Genomic DNA, 11,437 nt, shown 5'->3' on the forward strand with positions numbered 1-11,437 from the left:
AGGTCATCGCCAGGGTTTACACCCAAAACCCCGCTGCTTACGCAGCGGGGTTTTTCTTTGTGCGCGGGAAAACCCATCCGGGATTATCTCCCCGGTAGATCCACGCCATGCGTGGATGGAAAGCGCCGACCAAGGTCGGCCGCTACCGAACGCTGGCAGTAGATCCACGCCACGCGTGGATGGATGACGCCCACCAAGGTGGGCCGCTACCAGACCCCGGCAGTAGATCCACGCCACGCGTGGATGGATGGCGCCAACCAAGGCCGACCGCCACCGACCCCCGGATGGACGGCGCCCACCAAGGTGGGCGGCTACCAGACCCCGGCGTAGATCCACGTCACGCGTGGATGGATGACGCCAACCAAGGCCGGCCGCTACCACCCCCCTCATGCCTCTGCCGGCACGCACAAGGCCCACAAAAAAGGCGGCGCCCTGCGGGCGCCGCCTTCATCCGTACGTACAGCGCTTTTCCGATCAGGCGACCCGGGCGATGGCCTGCGGTTCCTGCTGCCGGAACACCGACACCGCCTCGGTCAGCGTTCCCGCCTGCGATTGCAGCTCACGCGCGGCGGCGGTGGCTTCCTCCACCAGCGCGGCGTTCTGCTGCGTGGCCTGGTCCATCTGCACCACGGTCTGGTTGATCTGCTCGATACCCACCGACTGTTCCTGCGAAGCAGCCGAGATCTCGCGCATCAGATGGCTGACGTTCTCCACGCCGCCGACAATGCCCTGCATGCGCTGGCCCGCGTCGGCCACCAGCTGCGCGCCTTCGCCCACCTGGCGACCGGCCTCATCGATCAGCTTCTTGATCTCCTGCGCGGCGGCCGCCGAACGCTGTGCCAGTACGCGTACTTCGCTGGCGACCACGGCAAAGCCGCGCCCCTGCTCGCCGGCGCGCGCCGCTTCCACCGCTGCGTTCAACGCCAGGATATTGGTCTGGAAGGCGATGCCGTCGATGACGCCGGTGATGTCGCCGATCCGCCTGGAGGCGCCTTCGATCGCCTGCATGGTGTCGATCACCCGCTGCATGGCGGTGTTGCCCTCGCTGGCGGCGCCCTGGGTGGACGCCGCAAGCTCACTGGCCTCACGCGCGTGGGCGGCGTTCTGGCGCACGGTCGAGGTCAGCTCCTCCATCGAGGCCGCGGTCTCCTGCAGGTGCGCGGCCTGGCGCTCGCTGCGTTCGGACAGCGCACCATTGCCTGCGGCAATCTCGTTGGCGGCGGTGCTGATCGAGGAGGCGCATTGCTGGATGTGCCCCACCATGCGCGCCAGCTGGCCGGCCGTGGCGTTGGCATCGCGCTGGATCGCGGCGAACGCACCGTGATGCTCGCCGTGCATGCGCCGGTCAAGATCGCCGTTGGCCAGTGCGGACAGCATCTGCCGCACTTCATCGACGGTACTGCCCAGCGTATCCAGCAGCTGGTTGATGCCGCCGGTCAGGCCATCGAGGAAGCTTGCACCTTCCGTGGCCTGCAGGCGCTGGTCCAGGTCACCGGCGGCGGCGGCGGCGACGATGCCGGCCACGGCGTTCTCCAGCGCCAGCTCATGGGTGCGGTCATGCCACTCCACCGCAAAACCGAGCCGCACGCCCTGTGCATCGAACACCGGAGTGACCACCTGTGCGAAATGCACCGGTCCGATCTGCACCTTGCCGTTGTGCGTGACCTGCAGGCTGTTGAGGATCGCGCGGATGCGGTCCGGATTGGCATGGAAGCGGTGGATGCTGCTTCCGACCAGGCGCTCGGCGTCGAAATCCGGGAAGGCCTGGCGCAGCGTCGCCTGCTGGTTGCGCAGCAGCGCCACCACCGATCGGTTGACGTAGCGGATCACGTGGTCGTTGTCGGCAATCATCATCGCCGTGCGCGAAGCATCCAGTGCCTGGCGGATCTGCGCGTTCTCGGCATGTGCCTCGGCCTCGCGGCCGCGCTGCGCCTGCACGTGACGCGCGGTATCGGCCAGCGCATGGGCCAGCGAGCCGGGCGCGTAGGCGCGGGTGTCCGTATGCGCGCCGAGATCGGCGCCGGTGGCGATATCGCGCGCCAACGCCGCAAGCCGGCGTGGGCCATGTCCAAGCGCCTCGGTCTGCTGCCGCAGGCGCAACGCGACCTGGCCGAGGAACACGCTCAGGCCCGCCAGCAGTCCGGCCTGCAGCAAGGTCGGGGCCACTGCGGCACCCTGCATCAGCGGTGCCAGCAGTGTGAGCGTGCCGATGCCACCGGCCAGCCACACCGGCAGCCGATCACGATGGCTGAGCAGCACGCCCAGCAGCAGCGCGATCGGCAGTGCCGGCGACAGCCCGGTCATCGCGCACAGCAGTGCCAGCTGCAGTGAAAGCAGTACGGCCAGGCCATTGCGGGCCAGCGCGCGGCCGGCCTGCGGACCGGCCAGCCACAGTGCCGGCAACAGTGAGGCCGCGGTCAGCGAGGCGGCGAGCAGGTGCGGGCCGCGCAGCGCCAGTATCAGGCCGGCTACGGACAGCACTGCGCTGCCAACCAGCAGGCGACGATCCGCCTGGCGGGCGAGCTGCTGCAGGTGGGGCAGGCGGGCGTTATCGGGGGGACGGGAAGATGCAGCGGACATCGGCGACTCCAGGATCAGCAAACGACAACGGCCACGCGGTGACGCACGCAGGAGCGTGTGGCCAGGGCGTGGACGCGGAACTCGGGGAATGCGACGTGATCAACGCCGCGGAGACAGGGCGCCGTGACCCCATCCTGTGGGTGACGGTGCAGTAGAGCGGGCATGCGGACTTCCTTGCAGAACCAGACACACGCCGCAGGCCCGACCGGGCCCGCGTGCTGCGGACGCAGGGGCCCGCAACTGATGTATCGGCCGCAAACGCGTGGAGTGAAGCGCGCGAGGGCGCTGGCTCAGCCGGCGTTGTTGTTGTTGAAGAAATCCAGGATCACGTCGGCGATCTGCGCCGGCGCTTCCATGTGCAGGTGATGGTTGCCGGGAAACACCGCCAGCCGTCCATCACGCAGATGCTGCAGGCGATCGCTGCGCATCGGCTCGGGATAGTAGGACTGCGCGGGCGTGGCGTAGATCACCTGGGTCGGGCAGGCAATGGCCTGCAGCAGGTTGTCGATCTGGCCTTCGCTGAGGCGGATCGCGGTGGGCAGCATCAGGCGTGGATCGCTGCACCAGCGGTAACCGCCTTCGACCGGCTCCACGCCGCGCTCGACCAGCAGGCGTGCGCAGTGCTCGCTCAGCTGGTTGGTCATCATCCGCGCACGGATCGGCGCCGCCAGGTCGGGGAACACGCGCAGCTGCTTGCGCGCCAGACCACGCGTGGCATTCACATGCTCGCGCAGGCGATGGGCGGTTTCTTCCTCGGGTCCACGCAGGCCACCGAGCGCCTCGATCGCCACCAGCCGCTCGACCCGATCACTCACCGAGGCGGTAAGGCTGGCGATGCCGGCGCCCATCGAATGACCGAGCAGGCTGAAGCGGTCCCAGCCCAGCGCATCGGCCACATCCAGCACATGGCAGATCGCAGCGGCCGTGGTGTAGCTGGCACCGGCTGGCAGGTGCGCGCTGTGGCCGTGGCCCGGCAGGTCGATCGCCACCAGCTGCAGCGACGACAGGTGCGGTGCCAGCGGCACGAAGCTGGCGGCATTGTCGAGCCAGCCATGCAGGGCCAGCACGCGCCGGCCCTCGCCGTGGTTGCGCAGGCCGGCAACGCGGGCGCCACCGACCTCGAATTCAAAGGGCTGCAGGCTCATGCCAGCGAGGCCACGGCCAGCCGTGCCAGTGCGCGTGCGTGCTCCGGCTCGGCATTGAGGCAGGGGATGTAGCGCATCTTCGCGCCACGCTCGGCCAGTGTTTCGGTGAAGCCCATCGCCACTTCTTCCAGCGTTTCCAGGCAGTCGGTGGCGAAGCCCGGGCAGACCACGTCGATCTGCTTCACACCGGATTCGGCCAGCGCCCACAGGCTGGGCTCGGCATAGGGCTGCAGCCAGCGCTCACGGCCGAAGCGCGACTGGTAACCCATCTGCCAGTCGTCCTTGCCCAGGCCCAGCGCATTGGCGATGGCCTGCGCACTGGCCTCGCAGCGCTGCGGATACGGATCGCCGCCATCGGCCAGGCGCTGCGGGATGCCGTGGAACGAGAACATCAGCATCTGGCCACGGCCATGCTGTTCCCAGTAACGCCGGATGGAACCGGCAACGGCGTCGACCCAGCCCGGATCGACCGAATAGTCGCGGACCAGGCTGACGGTCACACCCGGGTTGCGCTGCTGCCAGGCATCAACGCGGTCTTCGACCGAGGCGGTGGTGGTGGTGGAGTACTGCGGATACAGCGGCAGCACCACGATGCGGCGCGCGCCAGCGGCGGCCAGGCGGTCGAGCTCGCCGGCCAGCGCCGGTTCGCCGTAGCGCATCGCGTGGCGCACGGTCAGGGTCGGCAGCAGGGCCTGCATGGCCTGCGCCAGCTGGCGGGTATGCACCATCAGCGGCGAACCCTCGGGCAGCCACACCTGGGCGTACTTCGCCGCCGAGCGGCTGCTGCGCAACGGCAGGATCAATCCGCGCAGCAGCGGCTGCCACAGCAGGGCCGGAATCGAGACCACGCGGGGGTCGGACAGGAATTCAGCCAGGTAACGGCGTACGGCGGGAGCCGTCGGCGTCTCGGGCGTGCCTAGGTTGACCGCCAGCACGGCGGTATCGGGTGCGTCGAGCATGGGAGGCATTGTCGCCGATCCAGTGCCGCGCTGGGATGCAGGGTTCGGATTGCAGGCATAGCGCGCATCTATATGAGCAGGCAACGCTCATTGCCGATTCATGCCAACACTACTAATTTCAGTCACTTGCTATATCTTCCTATGGACTGACTTCTGGAGCCTGCCATGCGTCGCCCGATCCAAGCCCTGCTGATCGCCGCCAGTCTGCTGACCCTGTCCAGCCAGGCCCTGGCCGGACCGCAGGAAGACCAGCGTGCGCGCAACGCCGTACGCGTGCTGGCTGAAATCCAGGGGATGCCTGAACAGGGGATTCCTGACAAATTGCTCGACGAAGGCCGCGCGGTCATCGTCATTCCCGACACGATCAAGGCCGGCCTGGTGATTGGCGGCCGCCGTGGCCATGGCCTGATGTCGGTGCGCATGGCCAACGGCGCCTGGTCCAACCCGGTGTTCGTCAAGCTCACCGGTGGCAGCATCGGCTTCCAGGCCGGTGTGCAGTCCTCCGACGTGGTGCTGGTGTTCCGCAACGATCGCAGCCTGGACAACCTGGTCAACGGCAAGTTCACCCTGGGTGCCGATGCCGGCGTCGCTGCCGGTCCGGTGGGCCGCAATGCCGCCGCCGCCACCGACGGCCAGCTCAAGGCCGAAATCTGGTCCTGGTCGCGGGCCCGTGGCCTGTTTGCCGGCGTCGCGCTGGACGGCGCGGTGCTGCAGATCGATGACGCCGCCAACCTGGACGCCTACGGCAGCAACACCACGCCGCGCATGATCTTCGAAGGCCGTGCCGCTGGTTCGCCGTCGATGGACGTGGTCGCCTTCCGCGATCGCCTGGAAGAGGCCACCTACGCCGCGCGCAACAACCGCACCGGCAACGGTGGCACTGCCGCGCGTCCGGCGGCCGCCCCGGCCGCCGCTCCGGCGCCTGTTCAGGCAGCGCCGGCCGCTCCGGCCGCGGCCACCACCGCGCCCATGCAGAACGTGCCGCAGACCGCACCGCCCCAGCAGCAGGGCTTCCAGCCGGTCACCGACGGCGAAATCCGCACGGAAACGCTGGGCGGAAACTGACTTTCGTCACGCGCGCCGGCTAACACCCGGTGCGCTATGCTCGACAGCCTGATCACTAACGTAACGAGCGTCTTTATGGGCAGTTTCAGCATCTGGCATTGGTTGGTCGTGCTGGCCATCGTCCTGCTGGTGTTCGGCACCAAGCGCCTGACCAGTGGCGCCAAGGATCTCGGTTCGGCGGTCAAGGAATTCAAGAAGGGCATGCGCGACGACGACAAGCCGGCCGCGCAGCTGGGCGATGAGTCGCGCAGCCAGGACGCCTCGCGCACCGCGCAGGACGAGCACGACCGCAACGCTCGCTGATCCGGAGCGGTCGCGGTGTTCGATATCGGCTTCAGCGAACTGCTGGTGATTGCGGTGGTCGCCCTGGTGGTGCTCGGTCCCGAGCGCCTGCCCAAGGCGGCCCGCTTCGCCGGCCTGTGGGTGCGTCGCGCCCGCAATCAGTGGGACTCGGTGAAACAGGAACTGGAGCGCGAACTGCAGGCCGAAGAGATCAAGCGGCAGATGCAGGACGTGCGCCAGGGCATGCAGGACACCGAGAACCAGCTGCGCGCCAGTGGCGAAGCGATCCGTCGCGAAGCCCAGCAGGCGCAGCAGCAGGGCGATGACCTGGCGCAGGAGGTGCGTGCACCGGCGCAGGCGGATCTGCCGCCGCATCTGGCCGAGCCGCTCGCGGCGGCAACCGCGGCCCAGGCCCACGACAGCGCACCGGTTGCGACCACGGATGCCGCGGTGCAGGGCGCTGCTCCGGCCGAGACGCCCGAGGCCGGCCCGGCGCCGTCGACGCAGAGCACGGAGCGTCATCCATGAGTGAACAGGATTTCGGCGAAAGCTCGCTGGTCGAACACCTGGTGGAACTGCGCGGCCGCCTGGTACGCGCCCTGCTGGGCCTGGGCGTGGTGCTGCTGGCGCTGCTGCCGTTCACCCAGAAGCTGTACAACGCGCTGGCCGAACCGCTGGTCTCGCAGCTGCCGAACGGGCAGACGATGATCGCCACCAACCCGGCCGGTGCCTTCTTCGCGCCACTGAAGCTGACCTTCTTCGTCGCATTGTTCGTGGCGGTGCCGTGGCTGCTGTACCAGCTGTGGGCGTTCGTTGCCCCGGGCCTGTACGCGCGCGAGAAGCGCCTGGCGGTACCGCTGCTGGTGTCGTCGGTGCTGCTGTTCTACACCGGCTGTGCCTTCGCGTACTTCCTGGTGCTGCCGGCGGTGTTCCACTTCCTCACCACCTTCAGCCCGGACGTGATTGCGATCACCCCGGATGCGAACGCCTACCTGGACTTCGTGCTGGCGATCTTCTTCGCCTTCGGTGGCAGTTTCGAACTGCCGGTGGCGATGGTGATCCTGGTGCTGCTGGGCTGGGTAACGCCGCAGCAGTTCAAGGAAGGCCGCGGCTACGCGATCGTCGGCATCTTCGTGCTGGCCGCGGTGCTGACCCCACCGGATGTGGTCTCGCAGCTGATGCTGGCGATCCCGATGTGCCTGCTCTACGAGCTGGGCATCCACGCCGCCCGCTGGCTGGTGCCCTCATCAGCCGTAAAGAAGCCCGCCGCCTGAAAGAAAAAAGGGGACGGAGGGGATTAAGTCGTTAGCTGCACACACTGGGCATAAACGACTTAATCCCCTCCGTCCCCTTTTTGTGGGTCAGGCGTGGAAGACGTCGCTGGAGGTCGGCGTGGTCGGGATCGGCGGGGCTGCGCGGCTGCCGCGATGCACGAACATCTGCTTCCAGGCGGCATAGACCGCACCGACGTACAGCGGCATCAGCACCGTGGTCAGCACCAGCTGGGCGATGAAGGCCGCGGCCAGCGGGCCGCCGATCAGCATCGCGATCTGGATCACGATCACGAACAGGATGTACATGCAGAACGCGGCAATCAGGCCCAGCGCGGCGAACACGATCATCGCGCCGATGTTCTCGATGCAGCCCTGCAGGCTCAGGCGCAGCGCGTGCATGCCGCTCTGCTTGTCGAACACCACCAGCGCCGGCTGGGTGAACATCGCCAGCGACAGTGCGACCGCGCTCAGGAACACCAGCAGCATCCACAGTGCGATGCGCTTGGCCGGCAGGTTGGCCACCAGCGCGGCAGCATCGTCCGGCTTGATCTGCTGGCCGCTGCGGCTGATCTCTTCCATCTTGCTCATGACCTCGCTGAAGGCGGTGAAGCCCTCACGGCCGATCATCATGAACAGCAGCGCGCCCAGCAGCAGCACCGCCAGCACCTGGATCGCCAGCGGCACCAGCAGGTGGCTCACGCGGTGGTCGCGGATCGGCTGCAGCAGGTGCGAGGCCAGGCCGGGACGGCCCTCATCGATCTCGCCCACGGCATACAACATGCCGCCGAACATGATCGGCGAGATGGCCAGGGTCATCAGCTGCACGGCCATGCCGGCAGCACCGGGAATCAGCGTCGACAACAGGGTCACCACCCAGCTCACCAGCAGCCAGGTCAGGCCGATCCGGGCCAGCTGCAGCGGCGCACGCCGGTACAGGGAGAACGTATCCAGCAACCACTGGGCGCCCGCCGAGGCTGGCAGCTTGCGAATCTCTTTCATGGACATCCGGGAAGGACAGGAGGGGCCGGGCGCTTGCCCGTGCCGCCGATTATCCCTGTTTTGCCGCCGGCTGGGCTGAAGACAGCCGCGCCTGGCGAACGAAGCGGCGCAGCAGCTGGCGGGCCAGTGGCGCGGCACTCACCGCGCGCTCGATGCTGCGGGCGCAACCGCCGTGGCGGCCGATGCAGTCGGCGCGGGCGCGCACGTAGCCGCGCATGTGGTGGGTGGCGAATTCCGGGTGGAACTGCACCCCCCAGGCCTGGCGCCCCCAGCGGAAGGCGTGGCAGCCATCCAGCGGCGAACGCGCCAGCACCTCGGCACCCTCCGGCGCGCGCAGTACGGTCTGCAGGTGGGTGGCATGGGCCGCGAAATGCTGCGGCAGGCCCTGGAACAGCGGGTCCTGCGCGGCCTGCGGCTGCAGTTCCAGCTCGATCGTGCCGGACTCGCGCCCGGCCGGGTTGTACGCCACCTCGCCGCCCAGCGCGTGTGCCAGCAGCTGGTGGCCGTAGCAGATGCCGAACACCGGCAGGTCGTCGTGAGCGGTCTGGCGCAGCCACGCCGCGCTGCGCTCGCTCCACTCGGCGTGGTCGGTGACGAAGGCCGCCGAGCCGGTCACCAGCACGCCGGCAAAGCCGTGCGGGTCGGGCAGCACCGCCCCGTGTTCGACATCGACCACCACCGTCTCGTGTTCTTCCAGCCCGGCGGCGACGCGGATCCAGTGCGGGAAGCGGCCGTAGCGGCGCAGCGACGGGACCGGGCGGCCGGTTTCAAGGATCAGGAACGGGGCTGGGTTCATCCGGGGGCGGCAGGACTGACAGGACTTCCTCGATTGTAGTCAGCCCCTGCGCCACCTTTTCAAGCCCGGCCTGGCGCAGGGTTCGCAGCCCTTCAGCCCGCGCGGCACGGGTGAAACCGGCCAGATCGATGTCGGCGCGGATCTGCGCGCGCAGCCGCGAACCCAATGGCAGCAACTCATACAGGCCGATACGGCCGAGGAATCCGGTGCGCCGGCACTCCAGGCAGCCGACCGGCCGACAGGGCGTGGCGGCATCTGGATATGCCGCCTGGCTATCAGCCAGCACCGCCCAATCGGCGGCACCGAGGCTGTGCGGCTGCTTGCAGTGCGGGCACAGCGTGCGCACCAGGCGCTGCGCGAGGATGCCGTTGAGGGTACTGGCCAGCAGGTAGTGCGGCACGCCCAGGTCGAGCAGGCGGGTCACCGCGGAGGGCGCATCGTTGGTGTGCAGGGTGGACAGCACCAGGTGGCCGGTCAGCGAGGCCTGCACCGCCATCTGTGCGGTTTCCAGGTCGCGGATCTCGCCGATCATGATGATGTCCGGGTCCTGCCGCAGCAGGGTGCGCACGCCGCTGGCGAAGTCCAGGTCGATGTTGGCCTGTACCTGCATCTGGTTGAACTCGGGCGCGATCATCTCGATCGGGTCCTCCACCGTGCACACGTTAACGTCCGGCGTGGCCAGCCGCTTCAGCGTGGAATACAGGGTGGTGGTCTTGCCCGAGCCGGTCGGGCCGGTGACCAGCACGATGCCGTGCGGGCGCTCGACCAGGGCATTCCAGCCGGCGGCTTCCTGCGGGCTGAAACCCAGCTGGTCGATGCTCTTGAAGGCGGCATCCGGGTCGAAGATGCGCATCACGCACTTCTCGCCGAAGGCGGTGGGCATGGTCGACAGGCGCATCTCGACCTCGCGGCCGCCCGGCGAGCGGGTCTTGATGCGGCCGTCCTGCGGGCGCCGGCGCTCGGCCAGGTCCATGCGGCCGAGCACCTTGATACGGCTGACCACTGCGGTCATCACCGCCGGCGGCACCTCGAACACCTTGTGCAGCACGCCGTCGATGCGGAAGCGCATGCGCCCCATCTCGCGGCGTGGCTCCAGGTGGATGTCCGAGGCGCGCTGCTCGTAGGCGTACTGCAGCAGCCAGTCGACGATGTGCACGATGTGCTGGTCGTCGGCGTTGACGTCGCCGGTACGGCCCAACTCGACCAGCTGCTCGAAGCTGGGCAGGGTGCTGCCGGGCTCGCCGCGCACGTCGCCGCGGGCGCCGCGCACCGAGCGCGTCACTCCGTAGAACTCCATGGTGTAGCGGTGCAGGTCCAGCGGATTGACCACGGCCAGCTCGATGCGGCGGCGGGTCAGGTGCTGCAGGTCGCGGCGCCATTCCTGCACCAGCGGCTCGCTGGTGGCCACCAGTACGCGTTCGGCGTCCACCGCCAGCGGCAGGAAGCGATGACGCCGGGCGTAGGCATGCGAGACCAGCGCGGTGACCGCAGCCACGTCCACCCGGGTCGGATCGATGCGCAGGTAGCGGCTGCCGGTGCGCTGCGCCAGCCATTCGGTGAGGCGCTCCAGGGTCAGTTCGCCACCGTTGGGCGCGGCCAGCTTGAGGTTGGACAGCAGCACCAGCGGGTGCACTTCACTGGCATTGCGTGCGCCCTGCGCGGAAAACCGCATGCGCTCGCGGTCCGGCTCGGCCACCAGCCCATCGGCGACCAAGGCCGCAGCAATCTGCTCGAAATGCAGGCGACCCCAGGGCAGCGGGACCCCGTCTGCCGCGCCGGGCGTGCCCACCGGCAGCCGATGTTCCATCTGCCTGCTCCTCCCGGGTACGGAATGCCCCGCAGGTCGGCCGTTATACTAGCGCACCCCCCTTGCCGGCCAAGAATCGTCCGCATGTCCGCGACCCCGACCGTTCCGATCACCTTCCAGGGCCTGATCCAGACCCTGAACCAGTTCTGGGCCCAGCAGGGCTGCGTGCTCATCCAGCCGCTCGACCTGGAGGTGGGCGCCGGTACCTTCCATCCGGCCACCTTCCTGCGTGCGATCGGTCCGGAAAGCTGGAACGCGGCCTACGTGCAGCCGTCGCGCCGCCCGACCGACGGCCGCTACGGTGAGAACCCGAACCGCCTGCAGCGCTACTACCAGTACCAGGTGGCGATGAAGCCGGCGCCGGACAACATCCAGCAGCTGTACCTGGATTCGCTGAAGGCACTGGGCATCGACCCGCTGGTGCACGACCTGCGCTTCGTCGAGGACAACTGGGAATCGCCGACCCTGGGTGCCTGGGGCCTGGGCTGGGAAGTCTGGCTCAACGGCATGGAAGTGACCCAGTTCACCTA

11 protein-coding genes are annotated in these 11,437 nt (G+C 68.4%); 5 read left to right on the plus strand and 6 right to left on the minus strand.

The genetic code is table 11. The annotated features are described in order from the left end of the window. Positions 1-474: 474 nt before the first annotated feature. The 3 genes from Q0P60_RS20360 to hemH all read right to left on the minus strand — a co-directional run bounded on the left by Q0P60_RS20360 (position 475) and on the right by hemH (position 4,684). Positions 475-2,580 (minus strand): methyl-accepting chemotaxis protein, encoded by a 2,106-nt coding sequence (locus Q0P60_RS20360; RefSeq protein ID WP_294997409.1) that lies wholly within the window; start codon positions 2,578-2,580, stop codon positions 475-477. 290 nt (positions 2,581-2,870) lie between these two features. Then, positions 2,871-3,725, minus strand: a complete 855-nt coding sequence (locus tag Q0P60_RS20365) for an alpha/beta hydrolase (protein ID WP_294997410.1) — start codon at positions 3,723-3,725, stop codon at positions 2,871-2,873. Then, positions 3,722-4,684: a ferrochelatase gene (hemH, locus tag Q0P60_RS20370; protein WP_294997418.1), complete on the minus strand. Its 963-nt coding sequence runs from the start codon at positions 4,682-4,684 to the stop codon at positions 3,722-3,724. Before hemH ends, Q0P60_RS20365 begins: the two co-directional genes overlap by 4 nt. Before the next feature lie 165 nt (positions 4,685-4,849). Here hemH and Q0P60_RS20375 point away from each other — a divergent pair, with 165 nt between their 5' ends. The 4 genes from Q0P60_RS20375 to tatC all read left to right on the plus strand — a co-directional run bounded on the left by Q0P60_RS20375 (position 4,850) and on the right by tatC (position 7,305). Beyond that, positions 4,850-5,749 (plus strand): YSC84-related protein, encoded by a 900-nt coding sequence (locus Q0P60_RS20375; RefSeq protein WP_294997411.1) that lies wholly within the window; start codon positions 4,850-4,852, stop codon positions 5,747-5,749. A gap of 75 nt (positions 5,750-5,824) precedes the next feature. After that, positions 5,825-6,052, plus strand: coding sequence for a Sec-independent protein translocase subunit TatA (tatA, locus tag Q0P60_RS20380; protein ID WP_294997412.1), 228 nt, complete (start codon positions 5,825-5,827; stop codon positions 6,050-6,052). A 15-nt stretch (positions 6,053-6,067) separates the two neighbouring features. Next, positions 6,068-6,559, plus strand: coding sequence for a Sec-independent protein translocase protein TatB (tatB, locus tag Q0P60_RS20385; RefSeq protein ID WP_294997413.1), 492 nt, complete (start codon positions 6,068-6,070; stop codon positions 6,557-6,559). Continuing rightward, entirely contained in the window at positions 6,556-7,305 is a 750-nt protein-coding gene (gene tatC / locus Q0P60_RS20390; protein WP_005420449.1) for a twin-arginine translocase subunit TatC, read from the plus strand. Before tatB ends, tatC begins: the two co-directional genes overlap by 4 nt. A gap of 87 nt (positions 7,306-7,392) precedes the next feature. Here the strand turns inward: tatC and Q0P60_RS20395 are convergent, their stop codons facing one another. The 3 genes from Q0P60_RS20395 to Q0P60_RS20405 are packed head-to-tail and all read right to left on the minus strand — an operon-like array spanning position 7,393 to position 10,907. Further along, positions 7,393-8,304, minus strand: a complete 912-nt coding sequence (locus Q0P60_RS20395) for a BPSS1780 family membrane protein (protein ID WP_294997414.1) — start codon at positions 8,302-8,304, stop codon at positions 7,393-7,395. A 49-nt stretch (positions 8,305-8,353) separates the two neighbouring features. Then, the gene (locus tag Q0P60_RS20400; RefSeq protein WP_294997415.1) at positions 8,354-9,100 is read right to left on the minus strand and encodes a glutamine amidotransferase; all 747 of its coding nucleotides are present in this window, start codon (positions 9,098-9,100) and stop codon (positions 8,354-8,356) included. Then, positions 9,072-10,907 carry a GspE/PulE family protein gene (locus tag Q0P60_RS20405; protein WP_294997416.1) on the minus strand — a complete coding sequence of 612 codons (1,836 nt, stop codon included), beginning with the start codon at positions 10,905-10,907 and terminating at the stop codon, positions 9,072-9,074. The genes Q0P60_RS20400 and Q0P60_RS20405 overlap by 29 nt, the downstream gene beginning before the upstream one ends. Positions 10,908-10,991: 84 nt before the next feature. Here Q0P60_RS20405 and Q0P60_RS20410 point away from each other — a divergent pair. After that, positions 10,992-11,437: glycine--tRNA ligase subunit alpha (locus Q0P60_RS20410; RefSeq protein WP_294997417.1), on the plus strand; the 446-nt coding region annotated here is incomplete at its 3' end.

Origin of the sequence: uncultured Stenotrophomonas sp. (assembly GCF_945952405.1) — a bacterium.
GTDB lineage: Bacteria > Pseudomonadota > Gammaproteobacteria > Xanthomonadales > Xanthomonadaceae > Stenotrophomonas.

What these genes read in the sequence shown, in the direction of transcription:
- Q0P60_RS20360 (WP_294997409.1), bottom strand. Translation starts at nt 2,580, where the DNA reads ATGTCCGCTGCATCTTCCCGTCCCCCCGATAACGCCCGCCTGCCCCAC.
- Q0P60_RS20365 (WP_294997410.1), bottom strand. Translation starts at nt 3,725, where the DNA reads ATGAGCCTGCAGCCCTTTGAATTCGAGGTCGGTGGCGCCCGCGTTGCC.
- hemH (WP_294997418.1), bottom strand. Translation starts at nt 4,684, where the DNA reads ATGCTCGACGCACCCGATACCGCCGTGCTGGCGGTCAACCTAGGCACG.
- Q0P60_RS20375 (WP_294997411.1), top strand. Translation starts at nt 4,850, where the DNA reads ATGCGTCGCCCGATCCAAGCCCTGCTGATCGCCGCCAGTCTGCTGACC.
- tatA (WP_294997412.1), top strand. Translation starts at nt 5,825, where the DNA reads ATGGGCAGTTTCAGCATCTGGCATTGGTTGGTCGTGCTGGCCATCGTC.
- tatC (WP_005420449.1), top strand. Translation starts at nt 6,556, where the DNA reads ATGAGTGAACAGGATTTCGGCGAAAGCTCGCTGGTCGAACACCTGGTG.
- Q0P60_RS20395 (WP_294997414.1), bottom strand. Translation starts at nt 8,304, where the DNA reads ATGAAAGAGATTCGCAAGCTGCCAGCCTCGGCGGGCGCCCAGTGGTTG.
- Q0P60_RS20400 (WP_294997415.1), bottom strand. Translation starts at nt 9,100, where the DNA reads ATGAACCCAGCCCCGTTCCTGATCCTTGAAACCGGCCGCCCGGTCCCG.
- Q0P60_RS20405 (WP_294997416.1), bottom strand. Translation starts at nt 10,907, where the DNA reads ATGGAACATCGGCTGCCGGTGGGCACGCCCGGCGCGGCAGACGGGGTC.